Here is a 16,942-nt window from a genome sequence, read left to right on the forward strand (position 1 = left end):
TCCCCAGGACGTTGTCCGCGCTTCCCCTCCCGGGGTCGCCAACAGGAGGTCGCCACATGGAACGGCGCACACTGCTCACCGCTGCCTTCGGCGCCGCCACGGCCGCCGCCACGACCGCCTGTTCCGCCGGAAGTTCGGGCAATACGGGCAGTTCAGGCAAGGCGCCGGGCGGTACGAGTGGTTCGGGTACTTCGGGCGCTTCGGCTTCGGGCGGGGCAGACGTGGCGGGCGCAACAGGCCTGTCGAGCAAGGGATCCGCGAGCACGGCCGCATGGAACGCGCTCGCCAAAGGGCTGGACGGAGATCTCGTACGGCCCGAGGACGCCGCGTACGCGACGGCTCGGCAGCTGTACAACACCCGGTTCGACTCCCTGAAGCCCGCAGGCGTCGCCTATGTCTCCGGCGAGGACGACATCAAGGAGTGCCTCGCGTTCGCCCGTGCCCACCACACTCCCGTCTCCATCCGTAACGGCGGCCACTCGTACGCGGGCTGGTCCAGCGGCAACGGCCGCCTCGTCATCGACATATCGAAGCTCGACTCGCTCAAGCGGGCGGCCTCGGACGGCACTGTCGGCGCCGGCGCGAAGCTGGCCGATGTCTACCGAACCCTCGCGGACGGGGGCCGTACGATCCCCGCCGGGTCCTGCCCCACCGTCGGCGTCTCCGGACTCACGCTCGGCGGCGGCCACGGCGTCGCGGCCCGCGCGTACGGTCTCACCTGCGACAGCCTCACCTCCGCGACCGTCATCACGGCCGACGGCAAGCGTCTGACCGCCGACGCGGAACAGAACAAGGATCTGTTCTGGGCGCTGCGCGGCGCCGGTAACGGCAACTTCGGCGTCGTCACCGAACTGCGTTTCCGTACGCACCCGGCACCCGCGACGGTCACCGCCTTCCTCAGCTGGCCCTGGTCGAAGGCCGAGACCGTACTGAGCGCCTGGCAGAAGTGGGGCCCCGACCAGCCCGACGAGATATGGTCCTCGCTCCATCTGGCGGCGGGTCCGGGCGGCACCTCCCCCACCGTCTCCATCTCCGCCTTCTCGCTCGGCGGCGAAGAGGATCTGAAGAACGCGCTCGACCGGCTGGCCGACGGCCCGGGCGGTCCGGGCTCCGCGCGCTCCGTCTCGGTGCGCCCGCGCGGCTACGAGGACGCGATGCTCGTGTACGCGGGCTGTTCCGGCATCACCGAGGAGCAGTGCCGGCTGCCCGGCACGACGCCCGGCCGCAGCGCCCAGGGCACGCTCCAGCGCGAGACGTACTCCGCGGCCTCCGACTTCTACGACCATTCCCTCTCCCCCGCCGGAGTGCGCGCGCTCATATCCGCCGCCGAGGAGTTCACCCGGATCCCGGCGGCCCAGGGCGGTGGCGGTTCGATCACCCTGACCGCGCTCGGCGGCGCGATCAACCGCGTCGATCCGCTCGCGACGTCCTTCGTGCACCGGAGGTCGCGGATGCTGGCGCAGTACGTCGCCGACTGGAAGCGGGGAGCCTCCGGATCGCCCCAGCAAGCGTGGCTGAAAAACACTCATACCTCGATGCGCAGGTACGCGTCCGGCGCCGCGTACCAGAACTACATCGACCCGACGCTGAAGGACTGGCGGACCGCCTACTACGGGGCTGCCGCGGACCGGCTGACGCGGCTGAAGAAGCAGTACGACCCCGACCGGCTCTTCGACTTCCCGCAGGCGCTGTAGGGGCTTGGAGACGCGGGTGGCATGGGGACGACGGGGACGACGCGCGGAGTGATCGCTGTAGGCCGTACGGCCCACCGAGGTGGCCGTACGGTCCGCCCGGCGATGGCCTGTACGCAGCAAGGCCAGCAAGGAGGGGGAGAAACCCGACTTCCGAGGGCGTACCGATGTATCGACACGGATCCTGGATAGCCACGCTCGCCACAGCCACCCTCTACTTTCTGCCGTTCAGCGGCAGCGCCGACGTGACCGCCGCGAAGGCGCCGTCCCCTTCGGCGTCGGAGACGATCTCGTCCACTTCGAGGCCGAAGCCGTCTGCGTCCACGTCATCGGCGTCAGCGGCGGCGCGCGTCTCGACCGCCCCCGCGGCCTCCTCCGCCGCCTCCGTCTCCACCTCCTCCTCCGCGTCCCGGTCCCCGTCCGTGGGCGCCCTTCGGGTCACGCCGTCCGGTGCGGCGAGGGGAGGCGCGGACCATACGGCCACGGCCGGCTCGTCGGGCCGTTCCAGCGCGGCCCAGCTCTCCCTCGCCATCGGGACCACCGCCGCGGCCTCCGCCGGCACGATCCTCGTGGTGCGCCGCCTCCAGCGTCGCGTCGCGGGTGAGCACCACTGAACGGAAAAGGGGGGCGCGCGGACAGGCCGGACACGGGTACAGGTACGACAGACACGGGCCCGACGGACACCGGTCCGACGGACACCGGTCCGACGGGCACGGACACGAACAGGACGGGCACCGCGGTCAAGGTCCTCCTCACCGTCGCGGTCCTGTGCGCGGTGGCCGCCGTACCGCTGCACCTGTCCGCGCAGCACCCCGCGTCACGGCCGACGTCCACCGCCCGCGAACCCCGCACCGTGCGGGTCACGGACCCGCCCTCCGCTCCCGTACGGCTGCGCATACCCGCGCTCCGCCTCAGCGCGGACGTACTGCCCCTGGCCCTGGACGCCGAAGGCGCGCTGGACGCACCCGGTTTCCGGAACGCGATGAAGGTCGGCTGGTACGCCCTGGGCCCCCGCCCCGGCGAACCGGGCCCGGCCGTACTGGTCGGCCACCGGGACGCCCCGGCCAACCCCGGCACCGTCCCGGTCCGCAACGGCCGCGACAACATCCGCAACGCGGTCTTCGCCAAGCTCGGCCGGCTGCGCTCCGGCGATCTGGTCGAGACGGAACTGGGTGACGGGCGGCGGCTGCGGTTCCGCGTGACGGCTGTCGACACGTACCGGACGAGGGAATTCCCCTCGGCACGGATCTACGGTCCGGTGCCCGACCCGCAGCTACGGATGATCACCTGTGGCGGTGTCATCGACGCGAACGGCCACTGGGACTCGAACGTGGTGGTCAGCGCGTCAGCACTGCCGTAAAGGCCGTGGGAGGAGGTGCAGTCAGGCGGCGAGGTTGTTGTCGTCGGGGCGCGGCTCGGGGATGCCGAGCGTCCGCGTCCCGCCGACGGATCCTGCCCCGGCCGTACGATCCGCCTCCCACGCGGCCCGGGACCGTACGAACCAGCCGAGCCTCTCCGAGCGGGAGACCGACGACACCAGCGGCGTCAGCAGGGCGATGGCGAGCGGCGTGAGCAGCAGGGCGACCGCCGTACCGAGGGCAAAGCCGCCGATCACGTCGGTCGGGTAATGGACGCCCATATAGACCCGGCAGAAGCCTTCGAGGAGCGCCAGGCCGATGGCGGCGAGGCCGAATTTCCGGTGCGCGACAAAGACGCCGACGCCGATGGCCATCGCCATCGTGGCGTGGTCGCTGACGAACGAGAAGTCCGTCTTCCCGTCCACCAGGACATCGAGGCCCTTGTGGTCCAGAAAGGGTCGGGGCCGTTTGACGAATTCGCGGATCGGAATATTGATCAGCAGCGCGACCCCGGCGGCGAGCGGCGCCCAGACGAGCCCGGCGACAGCCGCGACCGAATCCTCGGCGGACCCGCGCTTACGCACGCTCCACCAGCACCAGAGCGCGACGAGCACCAAAGCGAGCATGATCCCGTACTCACCGACGAACTCCATGACGCGGTCGAACCACGACGGGGCTTCCTTGGCCAGTCCGTTGATGTCATAAAGCAGACTGACGTCGGGGTTCGACCCATCCAGTACGAGTCCAGCCATCTGCTGCGGCCCCTTGCCTTGTCGCCGACCACGCCACACTCCGTGTGCGCAGCCTCACCAACCCCCGTGGTCGGTACGGAATATGCTGCGCGATCAGTACCGCAGCTCTCGTCCAGGGAACGGCCCACTCACCGCGAGCGTTCCACTCTCTACCGAACGATCACCATGACGTTATCGAAGAGTGACACATCGTCGCAGCTCAGGGCATCGGCCTGGCGAAAAATTCCGGCCACTCGGACCCTGCGAGGGCCCCAGAACCACCCGTGGGCGCCGTACATCGACTCAGGTCAAGTCGCGTCCGCTCACGCCAACCCACGTCAGCTCACGTTCGGCTCACGTCAGCTCGCGGAACGGCTCTTGGGCAGATCCGTGGGCAACGACTTGGCACCGTCCTCGGTGACGCGGGTGGCGCCGAAGTAATCCGGGGTGTCGATCTTGTCGAACCGGATCACGGCCCCCGTATACGGCGCGTTGATCATGTACCCGCCGCCCACGTACAGCCCCACGTGCCGAATCGCCCGTGAATTGGTGAGATCGTCCGAGAAGAAGACCAGATCGCCGGGGAGCAACTCGTCCCGCGACGGATGTTCGCCCGCGTTGTACTGATCGTTGGCCACACGGGGCAACTCGATGTCCACGGTCCGGTACGCGGCCTGAGTCAGCCCGGAGCAGTCGAACCGCCCACCCTGATCGGCGGTCCCGTTCCCGCCCCAGAGATAGGGCGTCCCCAGCTTCTGCTGCGCGAAGTGGATGGCCGCCGCGGCCTGCTTGGACGGCTCGACCCGCCCGATGGGCTTGGAGAAACTTTTCTCCAAAGTCCGGATGATCTTTACGTAGTTCTGCGTCTCGTTGTACGGCGGCACACCCGAGTACTTGATGACGGCGTACGCCCCCGCGTTGTACGAGGCCAGCATGTTGCTGGTCTGATCCCCGGGCACGTCCTCGACGTACTTGGCCAGCTCACAGTCGTACGTGGCGGCGGAGGGGATGGCATCGGCCGGATCCCAGATGTCCCGGTCCCCGTCCTTGTCGCCGTCTATCCCATGAGCCGCCCAGGTCCCGGGTATGAACTGCCCGATGCCCTTGGCGTCGGCGGGGCTCTGAGCGGTCGGGTTCCACCCGCTCTCCTGATACAACTGAGCGGCGAGCAGAGCGGGATTGATGGCAGGGCAGAGGTTGCCCCACTTCTGCACAAGCGGCTGATAGGCAGCGGGCACGGCCCCCTTGGCCAACCCGACGGCCTTCCCGCCCCCACCGCCCGCGAGCCCGGAGGCGGCGGAGTAGGTCCCGACGACGAGCAGCCCGATGAAACTCATACACAGCCCCCCGACGGCGGCCACGACCAGCCATGCCTTACGCACCGTCAAACACCCTCCGCGTCAGGGCCACTGCCACTGTCCTGCGCCAGTGTAGGCGGGGAGGGAGCTGATCAGGGGGTGGACGGCGATGCGGCTGGTAGAGGGGCCTTGGATGACCAGAAGTCGTCGTGGACGTCAGGTCGCTGGGGGTAGTCGCCTGTGCGTTGCGGGGTGTTCGGCTCGGGAGCCGGATCGGTCACCTCTGACTCGGTGAAGCACGGGGTGGTGATGGAGAAGAAGAACTGTCCCTCGCCTCCTACCGCCACGCTCATCCGGAAGTCTTCCGGCGACGCGGCATAGATAGCGGGGAGGTCTTTATCGGTGTCCACGCTCGTAATTTCGAATCCACGCGCCCTCCAGTTCCGTTCCACTACGCCGAGCAAGTTCCCCCTCCGCTCATTGGAAACAACGGTCAGCACTGCGACGCGTCGCCTCACCGAGCCGGTACCCAGCGAGTCATTATTGGAGTCGGTACAGATTCGGTCGTTCGAAGGACCGTGGTTCCACCGCAACTTCGGTGCAACGTTGGACAGAGTCTGCTGCATGATCAAATCAGCCTTTTCAGCCGCCTGCTGCATATTCACGCTAGACTTGTCACTTTCTGGTGCACTACCACCTGACAGAAGGCCGCATCCCGTCAACAGGAAGGCCAGGAAGAAAATTGGACTGAGTCTCGCGGCTTTCATCGAGGCTCCTGAACAGTGATCTTTCGGCCTTGCCCGGCGACGATTTTCGCAACGTTTCGGGCAGACTCTTCGTCCACATCAGGATTGAAGTAGTTGGAGTGCGCCGCAAAGCCCCCACCGTCTCTGATAGGACTCGGCCCGTCCTCCACCCTGAATCGCCGAGCGCCGAAGGCCTCGTGCGCCGGATCCGTCCCATGCCAGATCTCTCTGTCATCTGCCTGCGCATCCTGCGCGAAGTACGCTGCGGCACCTCCTCCGAAGCCTCCGACCGCAGCCCCGACCGGGCCGCCCAGCGCTCCCCCCACCAAGGCACCGCTGACAGCGCCTGTCGCCATACCCCGCGCCTCGATCTTTGCGGGCGCCGCAGTCACCGGGTCGTTCTCCGCCGCGCCGACGAACACATGCTCCCTGCCCACTCCCAGGTCATCCGCGGACTTCGCCCCCGTTCCAGGACTACCGACGAGAACGATGTCGTCAGCGCCTGGAACACCCCCACGCATCTGAGCGGCCTGCCCCACCGTCAGCGAACCGTATGAGTGTCCGATGGCAGTCACATGCGGATCCTCACTCTGATTCGTCACTGAGATCCCGGTCATGAATTCGTTGTACGCCTCAGCCCCGGCCCGTGCCTGACCGGCGGACATCACCTCCGCATTTTCCATCCCGTCGCCGACGGAAAGCTGCGGAGCGTCGTAGCCGAGCCACACAATCGACGCACTGGACGAGTCATATTCTCGCGCTCCAATCGCCGTGTCCCGCGCCCGCTTCAAGTCGCTCTTCGCGAATTCCTCATCGAGCGCCGTCCCCAGCCCCGGAACATACGCGGACACATTCCTCGCCGTGTCCGGATTTCCGTACGCCACGATCGCCCGGCCGTTCCCCTCATCCCCGATGCCCAACAAATACATCGGCGGATTCCCCCCGTCCCGCAACTGCTCACCGATCGCCCTCAGCCCCGCGAGCTGCGTCTGCGACCTCTCGTCGTCCCGCCCCTCCAACTTCCCCATGAGCAATTGCAAGTTGTCCCTGTTGGCCGCGTCTCTCACCTCCGCCGGGATCCCGTCCAGGTTCCCGATCAGGTCCGGGTAGACCGCCAGATACTCCTCCCGCTCCTCCCGAGTCAGGCCCTCCCACCACGTTTTCCGTTCGGCGGGCGGCCTGTCCTGGGGGATGGCGTCCCTCAAGTACTCGTCCGCCAGCCCCCGCACCGCCGCCGCGTCCCCGCTCGCGTCCGTCCACATCGCGTCGGTGACCTTCAGGCCGTCCCGCGCCGTCAGTTTCCGCAGCGTGCACACGTACCGCGCGTCGATCTCGTCCGCCTCGCCGAGCGCCCGCGCGATCGTGTCGGCGATCTCCTGGGCCTTCGCGGCGTTGGGGTTCGGGCTCGTCAGGGGCGGAGGCTGTGCGAGAAGCCGTGGCACCGTGCTGCCTGCGGCCGTTCCGCCCAGCAGTTCGTCACCCGTGATCCGGTTTTCGCCCGCCGCCGGATAGCTGACCGAGCCGTCCTCATGCACCGTGAACTTCAGGCTGCTCGCATCGTCCAGCGCGTCGCGCAGTTTTCGCTGAGGTGCTCTCAGTTCGTGAGCGAAGCTGTTCAGCGTCGTACGGACCAGGCCGCATTCGGTGTATACGTACAGGAAATTACGGCTCAGATCCCGTAACCGTGTCACTGCGGCTTCCGCCGCCTCACCCTCCTGGGACACCTCAAGGCTCGCGAGCAGCTGCTTGTCGATCCGGTCCCGCGCCGCGTCCGCCCGGTTGCTCGCTCTGCCCCAGCCGTCGGCCGCGTCCTCCAACTCGGAGCACTTCACCTCACGTAACTGTGCCCAAGTCAGCGCCCCGTTCACAGCCCACCACCAGCAGCCGTGCCAGTACCGACACCCGCACCTGCGGTCGTACCAGCACCCGCACCCGCATCGACACCCGCCGCCCGCGCACCCACCCGCGCGAACGCCGACCTGATCGCCGTCTCGTTCTCCCCCTGATCCTTCGCGACCGCCCTCAACTGCCGTGCCAGGCTTCCGCACTCCCCCATCGCGGTCTCGATGCGCCGCTCCCACGACGTACGCACCATCCGCAGCACCGCCGCGACGCCCAGACCCTCCGCGCCGGCGGCCAGCCCCTCATGCGCGGCGGCGAATTCGGTCCTCACCTGCCCCATGTGCGCACGCAGCGCCTCGGCCGCGCTCGCCGCGCGGGTCCACGGCCCTTCGCTGTGCTTCAAGCCCCCGCCGTGTCTGCCCTGCTCGCCGTGCCCGTCAGGTCCAGGAGCCGGCCCGCCGTCGGCCATGTCGATCAACCGTTGCCAGTTCTCCGGATACCCCGTCATGCCGCACACCCCTGCTCCCTCAGCCCCTTACCGACGGCACTGTTCCAAAGCCGGACGCACGTCCATCCCACGCACGAACGCGACGACAGAGGGCCACGAAGGGTGAAGTCGCCAGCCCCCAAGGGCATTCGGGGGCTCACGGCCAGCAGGGCGGGGACGCCAAGTTCACCCGTACGGTGGGGCCGGATCAAGGGTTCGCGACGGACCGTCATACGGACCGCCCAGCACAGCCGTCCGCAAAGGTGTCACCGTGTCACCGTAGAGGTGTACCAACGACAGTTATTGCTCGGAGTCACGCTCCGTGATACACAGAGTAACCATACGCGTACACGCATACTCGATCCGCGCCTGGTCAGAGCACTGACGTCGGTCATATGTGCGGGGATCGGGTAAAGAGAGCGGCCAAGCGGCCCACTCGGACGGTTCCATCAGCGAAGATAGAGCGTGACCCATGCCATGGGGGCATGGGCGTGAACGACCCAACAGGGGCGGTGAGTTACATGTACCTGGCGGCCGAAAAGGGCGACATCACCACCATTATCGGTGGCATCGCCCCTAACTGGGGGCCTTTCGGGACACTCGGGAACGAGGCTCGGATCATGATCGAGGTAGTGATGGCCGTGGCCATCCTTCTCTGTCTCGGTATCGCGATCTGGGGCGCGGCCAAACAGCGGATCGGTGCGACGGCGCTCAGGGACACGTTCAGCGCTGAGCAGGGCAAGGGCCTGATCGTCGCCGGCCTGACCGGTGTCTTCATCATCGGCTCACTGGGAACGCTCTTCACGATCGTGTACGGGATGGCGGTCTGACCCGCCGCCCCGTCAGTCCGCACCGGGCGCGCCCCGGGACCACCCTCAACACCACCTGTCCGTCGCATCCACCGGCTGAGGTTGCGTCTCCCTGATGTCGAGTCACCACACCGCGCCCGCGCGGCCACCAGCACGGCTACCGTCGTACTACGCGGAGACCGCGGACAGGGCGAGATCGCGAGCGAAACCGCAAGCGGCACCGCGACCGGCGGCGTCACTGGCCAAACCGCGAGTGGCACCGCAATCGGCTGAGGGAGCGTACGCGGCATGAGCTTCGGCGACGAGCACGGCTACGGCAACGACTCCGGCCGTACGGACGAGAGCTTCGGCGGCTCGGGCCAGACCCGCACCCGCCTGCCCGACGGCAGAGGCGGCGATGAGTACGGGACAGGCGTCCGCCGCCCGGCCCGCACCTCGCGTTCCCTCGTCACCGTGGTGGGTGTGGTGGTCCTCCTCATCGCTGCCATCGCGTTCGCGAACCGCGGCGGCGGGGGCGAGGGCGGTTCGTCGGACAGCGGCAAGGGCTCGACGGCAGGACCGGGATCCGATCCGACGGCGGCGACAGGCGTGGAGCCGGTGACCGGGAAGAACGGGGCGATCCCGTCGGGCTTCGCACGGGACGAGCAGGGCGCGGCGAGCGCGGCGGCGAACTACGCGGTGGCGCTCGGCTCTGACGGCATGTTCAACCAGGACGACCGGCACAGCATCGTGGACGCCGTCTACACGCCGGAAGCGGCGAACAAGCTCAAGGGTCCGCAAGACGCCGCGTACTCAACGGCATTCCTCAAGAAACTCGGCCTGGACGCCAACGGCAATCCCCCTCAGGGCAGTACCTTCGTCTCCCGGTCGATCCCGGTCGGCACGAAAGTGGAGGAATTCTCCAAAGACTCCGCCAAGGTTTCGGTCTGGTACACGGGCCTGATCGGCATGTCCGGTCCCGGTTCCACAGACCCGGTGAGCACGACCTGGCGGACGGGGGTCTTCGATCTGCAGTGGGTCGGAGACGACTGGAAGGTCTCCGCCCAGACGCAGAAGAGCGGGCCGGCTCCCGTACCTGGAGATGTCGCGGCCTCCACCGCAGACGAGATCAGCAAGGCTGTCGAGCAGTACGGAGGCTTCACGTATGCCAGGTAGCTCCCGACGCCACACGCGATCGGTCGTCGCCGCCCTCGCGGGTGCGCAAACCGCACTCTTCCTGTTCTCGACACCTGCCGCAGCGGCACCGACGCCCTCGCCCTCCCCGACCGACGGGAAAGTCGACTGCGACCTCCTGGAAGGCCTGAGCAAGCAGTACTGCGAATCCGGCGAATCCGGCGCCGATCCCGGCTCCGGTCCTTCCGGTGTCACCGACGCCCTCGACCCCCTCTCCTCCCTGGCCCGCGGCTGCGCCGACGCCGCCGCCTGGATCGTCGGCAAGCTCAGCGACGCCGTGAAGGAGACCGCCAACGTCGACTTCACCAACGCCGCGTTCCTCCGCCAGTACGCCGTCGTCTTCGCCGCCTCCACCGTCCTCACCCTCGTCCTCTGGCTCCTCGCCGTCGCCAAGCGCGCCATCCGCGGCGTGCCCCTCACCACCGCGATCTCCGAAGCCATCGGTTTCCTCTGGCTGACGGTCCTCGCCTCCGCCTTCACGCCCCTCATCCTCTATACGGTCGTCTCCGCGACCGATGGGGTCACCGAGGTGATCGCCACTTCCACCGGCGGGCAGACCGACGCCTTCTTCGGCGGCTTCGCCGAAGCCCTGAAGAAGGGCGACGACATCGGCGGCGGCCCGATCATGCTGATCGTCGTCTCGCTCGTGTCGATCCTCGCCGCCGGTGTGCTCTGGCTGGAGCTGGTGATCAGGGCCGCGCTCCTGTACGTAGGCGCGCTGCTCGGCACCGTGGTGTACGCCGGGCTCGTCGACAAGAACATGTGGGGGCACGTCCGCCGCTGGGCCGGGATCATGATCGCGGTCATTCTCGTCAAACCCGTCATCATGATCGTGCTGGGCCTCGCCGGCGCGCTCTCCGCCGACGGCGGACCCGACGCCTTCTCGGCCGTGGTGTCCGGCCTCGCCATCATCCTGCTCGCGATCTTCGCCTCCGCGATGATCTACCGCTTCGTACCCGGCTTCGGTGACGAGATCGCCTCCGCCCGCAGCAACCGCTCGCAGGCCACGGACGGTTCGAAGGCCGCCGCCGTCATCAGCTCCCCCGCCGCGCTCGTCTCCCAGGGCATCAAGACCCACAGCAGCCGCAACCACGGCCAGGGCGGCGGCGACGGTGGCAACGGCGGAGGCGGCGCCCGGCCCGCCAACCCGATCTCCGGAGGCGTCGCCGCACACAGCTCGCGCGGCTCCGGAGGCGGAGCAGGCGCCGGAGGCGGCGGTGGACACATCCCCACCGCGCCCCCGCCCCGTAGCAGCAGCCCGACCAGCGGTACGCCGCACAGCTCCCGCGGTGGCGGCGGCTCGCGCGGATCCGGCACAGGTAACAACAGCACAGGAGGTGGCGGGCGTTGACGACCCAGTCCCAACCGATCGCGCCCCGCCGTACGTATCTCATCGGCCGCGCCCGGCCGAACGCGATCGTCGGCAAGAACCGCGAGACCGGCGAGATCGCGCTGATCATCGCCGGCGCGTTCATCGGCATGATGTGCGGTCTGCTCGTACCCGTCCTGTCCCTGCGGATCGCGACGCTGACCGGCTTCCCGCTCCTCGCGCTGGCCGTGGTGTACGTGCCGTACAAACACCGCACGTTCTACAAGTGGTTCGAGATCAACCGCAGCTTCAAACGCACCCTGCGCAGCGGCACGGCCTACCGCTCCGCCGCCATGGAGTCCGGTACGAGCCTCGACGGCCGCGAGGTCGAGGTCGGCCCACCGCCCGGGATCGGCCGTATCAACTGGCTGGCCGCGCCCTTCGGTCCGGACGAGATCGCCGTACTGCTGCACGCGGACCGCCGTACGGTCACCGCCGCCATCGAGATCGAGGGCCCCGGCGTCGGGCTGCGCGACAGCGAGGACCAGGAGGCCCTCGTCGACCGCTTCGGCACGCTGCTCAAGCATGTCGCCAACGGCGACGGTTTCGTCACCCGGCTCCAGATGCTCGCCCGTACGCTGCCCGCCGACCCCGACGCGCACGCCAAGGACGTGGCCCAGCGCGGCGACGCGTCCTCCCCCGGCTGGCTCCAGGACTCGTACGACCAGCTCCAGTCGATGGTCTCCACCTCCAGCGAACAGCACCGCGCGTATCTGGTCGCCTGCATGCACTACACCCGCGAACTGGCCGCCGAGGGCCAGGCCATGGCCCGCGCCGCCCGCCAGGCCGCCGGTACGAAGAAGCTCGACCGGGACGCCGGGCTCGCCGTCGTCATGGCCCGCGAGCTCACCGACATCTGCGCGCGGCTCGCGGAGGCGGACATTCGCGTACGGCAGCCGCTCGGGCAGGGCCGGCTGGCCTCCCTCGTGCACTCGATGTACGACCCCGACCACCCCATCGACCACATCCAGGCCATGACGAAACGAAACGCCTGGCCCGCCGAGCTGGACGCGATGGAACCGACGTACCTCCAGGCCAAAACACGGGAGTCGTCGACCCGCGCACCCTGGTGCCATTCCACCGCCTGGGTGAAGGAGTGGCCGATGACGCCGGTCGGCGTGAACTTCCTCGCCCCGCTGCTCGTCCACACCCCCGATGTGATCCGTACGGTGTCGGTCACCATGGACCTCGAACCGACCGAGATCGCCATCGAGCGGATGCTCACCGAGAAGACGAACGACGACGCGGAAGCCAGCCGCGCCGCCAAGATGAACCGCACCGTCGACCCCCGCGACATCGCCGCGCACGGCCGGCTCGACCAGCGGGGTGAAGATCTGGCGAGCGGGGCGGCGGGCGTCAACCTCGTCGGGTACATCACCGTGTCGTCCCGGTCGCCCGAGGCCCTGGCCAGGGACAAGCGGACGATCAGAGCCTCGGCCGGCAAGTCGTACCTGAAGCTGGAGTGGTGCGATCGCGAACACCACCGCGCCTTTGTGAACACGCTGCCGTTCGCGACCGGCATCCGACGCTGACGACCGACCAGTCCGAGCAACCGGAACAACCGGAACAGCCCGACCTGCCTGACCCGCCCGACCCGCTTGACCAACCCGAGCAGCCCGACCAAGCCGACCAGCCCGACCAGTCCGCCTCGTCCGACCAGCCTGTCCAGCCCGTCCAGCCGAAAGGGGCCTGTGGTGCGAGATCCGCTGTCCGTCCTCACGGAGGCCTTCACCAGCTTCCTCTTCGGGAAGGTGGAGACGACCCGGCTGCCGGTCCGTACGTCGACCGGCCAGGCCCAGGCCGTCTACCTGCCCACCGCGGCCCCCGGCCTCGGCGACTCGGGCGTGATCATCGGCCGCGAGGTCTACAGCGGCAAGGGGTACATCTACGACCCCTTCCAGCTGTACGGTCAGCAGCTCCCCGCCCCCCACTGGCTGGTGCTCGGGGAGTCCGGCAACGGCAAGTCGGCGCTGGAGAAGACGTACGTCCTGCGCCAACTGCGTTTCCGCGACCGCCAGGTCGTCGTCCTCGACGCCCAGGGCGAGGACGGCGCCGGCGAATGGAACCTCATCGCCCAGGAGCTGGGTATAACCCCCATCCGGCTCGACGCGATGGCCGCTCTCGACGACGGGATCCGGCTCAACCCCCTCGACCCGGCGATCACCACGACTGGGCAACTCGCCCTGCTCCGTACGATCATCGAAGTCGCGATGGGACACGGCCTGGACGAGCGCTCCGGCTTCGCGCTCAAGGTCGCGCACGCCTACGTCAACGAGACCATCGTCGAGCGTCAGCCCGTGCTGATGGACATCGTCGAGCAACTGCGCCACCCGGAGCCCGAGTCGGCCGAGGCCATGAACGTCGACCTGGACGATGTACGGGCCTGGGGCCTGGATGTGGCCCTGGTCCTGGACCGGCTGGTGGACGGTGACCTGCGCGGCATGTTCGACGGCCCGACGACCGTCGGCATCGACCTGGACGCCCCGCTGATCGTCTTCGACCTCTCGCACATCGACCGCAACTCGATCGCGATGCCGATCCTGATGGCGATCGTGGGCGTCTGGCTGGAGCACACCTGGATCCGCCCCGACCGCAAGAAGCGCATCTTCCTGGTCGAGGAAGCCTGGCACATCATCAACTCGCCTTTCGTCGCACAGCTCTTCCAGCGACTGCTGAAGTTCGGACGGCGACTCGGCCTGTCGTTCGTGGCGGTGGTCCACCACCTGTCGGACGTGGTCGACGGAGCGGCGGCCAGAGAGGCCGCGGCCATCCTCAAGATGGCCTCGACCCGCACGATCTACGCCCAGAAGGCCGACGAGGCGAGAGCGACCGGCCTGGTCCTCGGCCTGCCACGGTGGGCAGTGGAGATCATCCCGACGCTCACACCCGGCATCGCGGTCTGGGACGTCAACGGCAACGTGCAGGTCGTCAAGCATCTGGTGACGGAGGCGGAACGGCCGCTGGTCTTCACGGACCGCGCGATGACCGAGAACTCCCAGGCCTCGGACGCCGCGGACACCGCGAGCGCCCTGGAGCGGGGAGACCGTCTGCCCGAGGACATGCGGGCCGCGGAGTGGGAGGCGGAGCAGCGGGCGGCCCTGCTGGAGCGACAACGGCAGCTGGACGGGTCCCCCGAGTCGACGGTGGCGTGACATGCCGCGCCACCATGACGCTCAGGGCAGCGGTACGGGCCCCGGTCCGGGCGGTCGCGACAAAGCACAGGGCGGCCAGGGCGGCATCCCCGACGGGCTGCTGCTGGGTCTCCTGGCCTTCCTGCTCGGGCTTACGGTGCTGGTCTGGACGGCCACCGGGCTGGCCGGTCTGTTCTCGCACGGCGGCTGGCCGCAGGCGGTCACCTTCACACGCACGCCGCTGGCGATACGCCAACTGGCCTCGGCACCGCACGACCTGCCGGCGGCCTGGCCGGACACCCCGCCGGGGGAGCTCTCCGGATACGGGCTGTTCTGGGGCCTGTTGATCAGCCAGCTGATGGTGCTGATCGTGTTGACGGTGTTCGGGCTGGGAGTGACGGCCCGCTATCGGATGGTACGGGCGCGACGCCGGGAGCAGTCGCGTGAGGAACGGTACGAGAGGTACGGGCAGGAAACCGCACCGGCCCCGGTGACCGCGCCGACGCCGAAGCCGAAGCCGACGGGAACCAGCGACATCGCGGCCCCGGTTCCACCTGCGGCGGCGGCTCCCCAGCTCACGCCAACGCCCGCGCCCGTACCCACACCAGTCCCCGATCCCGCCCCCGGTATTCCGTCCCCCCGCCCGGCGCCGGGCGTGCGTTACGGCGATCCGCGTGTGCGGCGCCCCACCGCGGTCCAGGCCGTCCTCGACGCCGCGGGTCCCGCCCTCGTCGTCACCTCCGACCCCACCGTGTGGGCCGAGACCAAGGACGTACGGGCGAGGCTCGGCCCCGTCCTCGTCTACGACCCCAGCCACCTGTGCGACACCCAGTCCCGCCTCCACTGGTCCCCCACGGCCGGGTGCGAGGACGCCACCACCGCCGCCGCACGGGCGGCCGCGCTGCTCGCCCCCGTACGCCCGCGCGCCCTCCTCGACGCCGCCCTGGCCGACACCGCCGAAACCCTCCTGCGTTGCTGGCTGCACGCGGCGGCCGTGGACGGACGACCGTTCAAGCAGGTGCTCCGCTGGGCGCAGGGCGGCGGAGCCCAGGAGGCCGTACGGATCCTCCGTACCCACCCCAAGGCCACCTCCGGCCTGGCCGGCCTGCTGGAGTCCGCGCTCACGGCGTATCCCGAACGACGCGATGCGGCACAGCAGTTGACGGCCCGAACGCTGTCGGCCCTTTCCTCAGTGCACATCCGCGAGGCCTGCACACCCAACCGAACCGATTCGCTGACGCTGGATTCTTTTGTGGACGAAGGGGGCACGCTCTATGTGGTGGGCGAGCCGATCGAAGATCCGCGCTCCCGCCCGGGTGCGATGCCTCTGCTCACCGCACTCACCACAAGCGTGGTCGAGCACGGCCGCCGCATGGCCGCACGGTCATCTGACGGTCGGCTCGACCCACCAATGACGCTTGTCCTCGACGATGTCGCCGCAGTGGCCCCACTTCCCCTCGTTCCTGAACTGCTGACCACCGGTCAGGACCACGGTCTGCCCACCCTGGTCCTGCTCCGCTCGCGGCAACAGGGCCGGGACCGCTGGCCGCACCACGAACTCCCGGACCACCAACACGCCTGACGACCGAACCCCACCCCTCAGAGACGTACGTACTCCAGCTCCAGATCCTTCTCGACAGCCACTCCGGTCGGTACGAACCCGAGCTTGCGGTAGGCGGCGAGTGCCCGGGGATTCTCCTCGTGGACGAAGAGCCGTACGCGCGCCACCCGGGGCTCGCGAACCGACCACGCCCAGTCGAGGGCGGCGGCGACCAGCTCTCCGATGAGTCCGGTACCTCGCTGCTCGGGGCGTACGTACACACCCACGAGATGCCCCTGGGCCCGGTCGGCCGTAGTCCCCATGAAGTCGGTCTCACCGGCCTTCTCGATCAGTACGGCCACCGAGCCCGACCACGTACCGTCCGGCGCCTCGGCGATGAACTGCCCGCCGGTGACGGTCTGCCGCTGCCAGAAAGAGTCGGGGCGGGCCAGGGCCTGCTCGTACGTCGTCAAGAAGGCCACCAGTGCCGCCGGGTCCTGGAGCGCGGCCAGCCGGAGCTCCTTGGCCTTGGCCCACTCGTCGGCGCGTACCGTGCGGATCAGATGGCTCATGCCCTCGATCCTCGGCGCGCCCGCCACCGCCCGCAACGCGTTTTCCGCCGGCAGACCCGGTCCTATTACCCGGCCCTATTGAGGAAACGGGAAAAGGGTCGTGAACGCAGAAATGCCCCGCACCATGACTGGTGCGGGGCATTCCCACAATAATTGTTCGGCGGCGTCCTACTCTCCCACAGGGTCCCCCCTGCA

At 68.7% G+C, this 16,942-nt stretch carries 15 protein-coding genes; 8 read left to right on the forward strand and 7 right to left on the reverse strand.

Translation table 11 applies throughout. From position 1 onward, the window contains the following. Positions 1–56: 56 nt before the first annotated feature. Entirely contained in the window at positions 57–1,694 is a 1,638-nt protein-coding gene (locus ACIQD6_RS32895) for an FAD-binding oxidoreductase (protein WP_401889784.1), read from the forward strand. 211 nt (positions 1,695–1,905) lie between these two features. Here ACIQD6_RS32895 and ACIQD6_RS32900 read toward each other — a convergent pair whose 3' ends face one another. Continuing rightward, on the reverse strand, positions 1,906–2,253 hold the full coding sequence (locus ACIQD6_RS32900; RefSeq protein ID WP_401889787.1) for a hypothetical protein: 348 nt from the start codon (positions 2,251–2,253) through the stop codon (positions 1,906–1,908). 213 nt (positions 2,254–2,466) lie between these two features. On the opposite strand from ACIQD6_RS32900, the gene ACIQD6_RS32905 reads away from it, so the two are divergent. Then, a complete protein-coding gene (locus tag ACIQD6_RS32905; RefSeq protein ID WP_401889789.1) occupies positions 2,467–3,051 on the forward strand; it encodes a sortase domain-bontaining protein in 585 nt (194 codons plus the stop codon). 21 nt (positions 3,052–3,072) lie between these two features. On the opposite strand, the gene ACIQD6_RS32910 is transcribed toward ACIQD6_RS32905, so the two are convergent. The 5 genes from ACIQD6_RS32910 to ACIQD6_RS32930 form a co-directional block, all read right to left on the reverse strand. Continuing rightward, the gene (locus ACIQD6_RS32910) at positions 3,073–3,801 is read right to left on the reverse strand and encodes a phosphatase PAP2 family protein (RefSeq protein WP_401889791.1); all 729 of its coding nucleotides are present in this window, start codon (positions 3,799–3,801) and stop codon (positions 3,073–3,075) included. 338 nt (positions 3,802–4,139) lie between these two features. Beyond that, positions 4,140–5,117 carry an NlpC/P60 family protein gene (locus tag ACIQD6_RS32915; RefSeq protein ID WP_401889828.1) on the reverse strand — a complete coding sequence of 326 codons (978 nt, stop codon included), beginning with the start codon at positions 5,115–5,117 and terminating at the stop codon, positions 4,140–4,142. Between the two features lie 113 nt (positions 5,118–5,230). After that, positions 5,231–5,743 carry a hypothetical protein gene (locus ACIQD6_RS32920; RefSeq protein WP_401889793.1) on the reverse strand — a complete coding sequence of 171 codons (513 nt, stop codon included), beginning with the start codon at positions 5,741–5,743 and terminating at the stop codon, positions 5,231–5,233. A gap of 98 nt (positions 5,744–5,841) precedes the next feature. Next, positions 5,842–7,692 (reverse strand): alpha/beta hydrolase, encoded by a 1,851-nt coding sequence (locus ACIQD6_RS32925; RefSeq protein WP_401889795.1) that lies wholly within the window; start codon positions 7,690–7,692, stop codon positions 5,842–5,844. Then, positions 7,689–8,174, reverse strand: coding sequence for a hypothetical protein (locus ACIQD6_RS32930; RefSeq protein WP_401889797.1), 486 nt, complete (start codon positions 8,172–8,174; stop codon positions 7,689–7,691). The genes ACIQD6_RS32925 and ACIQD6_RS32930 overlap by 4 nt, the downstream gene beginning before the upstream one ends. 500 nt (positions 8,175–8,674) lie before the next feature. Between ACIQD6_RS32930 and ACIQD6_RS32935 the strand changes: the two genes are divergently transcribed. The 6 genes from ACIQD6_RS32935 to ACIQD6_RS32960 all read left to right on the forward strand — a co-directional run bounded on the left by ACIQD6_RS32935 (position 8,675) and on the right by ACIQD6_RS32960 (position 16,217). Then, positions 8,675–8,983 carry a hypothetical protein gene (locus ACIQD6_RS32935; protein ID WP_030353484.1) on the forward strand — a complete coding sequence of 103 codons (309 nt, stop codon included), beginning with the start codon at positions 8,675–8,677 and terminating at the stop codon, positions 8,981–8,983. Positions 8,984–9,250: 267 nt separating this feature from the next. After that, a complete protein-coding gene (locus ACIQD6_RS32940) occupies positions 9,251–10,117 on the forward strand; it encodes a hypothetical protein (protein WP_401889800.1) in 867 nt (288 codons plus the stop codon). After that, a complete protein-coding gene (locus tag ACIQD6_RS32945) occupies positions 10,107–11,486 on the forward strand; it encodes a hypothetical protein (protein WP_401889803.1) in 1,380 nt (459 codons plus the stop codon). Before ACIQD6_RS32940 ends, ACIQD6_RS32945 begins: the two co-directional genes overlap by 11 nt. Further along, a complete protein-coding gene (locus tag ACIQD6_RS32950) occupies positions 11,483–13,036 on the forward strand; it encodes an SCO6880 family protein (protein WP_401889805.1) in 1,554 nt (517 codons plus the stop codon). The genes ACIQD6_RS32945 and ACIQD6_RS32950 overlap by 4 nt, the downstream gene beginning before the upstream one ends. A 162-nt stretch (positions 13,037–13,198) precedes the next feature. Next, entirely contained in the window at positions 13,199–14,656 is a 1,458-nt protein-coding gene (locus ACIQD6_RS32955) for an ATP-binding protein (RefSeq protein WP_401889807.1), read from the forward strand. Position 14,657: 1 nt separating this feature from the next. Further along, positions 14,658–16,217, forward strand: a complete 1,560-nt coding sequence (locus ACIQD6_RS32960) for a type IV secretory system conjugative DNA transfer family protein (RefSeq protein WP_401889809.1) — start codon at positions 14,658–14,660, stop codon at positions 16,215–16,217. Between the two features lie 17 nt (positions 16,218–16,234). On the opposite strand, the gene ACIQD6_RS32965 is transcribed toward ACIQD6_RS32960, so the two are convergent. Beyond that, positions 16,235–16,747: a GNAT family N-acetyltransferase gene (locus ACIQD6_RS32965; protein ID WP_401889812.1), complete on the reverse strand. Its 513-nt coding sequence runs from the start codon at positions 16,745–16,747 to the stop codon at positions 16,235–16,237. Positions 16,748–16,942 lie beyond the last annotated feature (195 nt).

Source organism: Streptomyces sp. NPDC088400, assembly GCF_044753355.1.
Classification (GTDB): Bacteria; Actinomycetota; Actinomycetes; order Streptomycetales; family Streptomycetaceae; genus Streptomyces.

Coding starts and splice junctions, on each gene's coding strand:
- ACIQD6_RS32930 (WP_401889797.1), bottom strand. CDS start 8,174: ATGACGGGGTATCCGGAGAACTGGCAACGGTTGATCGACATGGCCGAC.
- ACIQD6_RS32940 (WP_401889800.1), top strand. CDS start 9,251: ATGAGCTTCGGCGACGAGCACGGCTACGGCAACGACTCCGGCCGTACG.
- ACIQD6_RS32910 (WP_401889791.1), bottom strand. CDS start 3,801: ATGGCTGGACTCGTACTGGATGGGTCGAACCCCGACGTCAGTCTGCTT.
- ACIQD6_RS32895 (WP_401889784.1), top strand. CDS start 57: ATGGAACGGCGCACACTGCTCACCGCTGCCTTCGGCGCCGCCACGGCC.
- ACIQD6_RS32915 (WP_401889828.1), bottom strand. CDS start 5,117: ATGAGTTTCATCGGGCTGCTCGTCGTCGGGACCTACTCCGCCGCCTCC.
- ACIQD6_RS32945 (WP_401889803.1), top strand. CDS start 10,107: ATGCCAGGTAGCTCCCGACGCCACACGCGATCGGTCGTCGCCGCCCTC.
- ACIQD6_RS32935 (WP_030353484.1), top strand. CDS start 8,675: ATGTACCTGGCGGCCGAAAAGGGCGACATCACCACCATTATCGGTGGC.
- ACIQD6_RS32960 (WP_401889809.1), top strand. CDS start 14,658: ATGCCGCGCCACCATGACGCTCAGGGCAGCGGTACGGGCCCCGGTCCG.
- ACIQD6_RS32965 (WP_401889812.1), bottom strand. CDS start 16,747: ATGAGCCATCTGATCCGCACGGTACGCGCCGACGAGTGGGCCAAGGCC.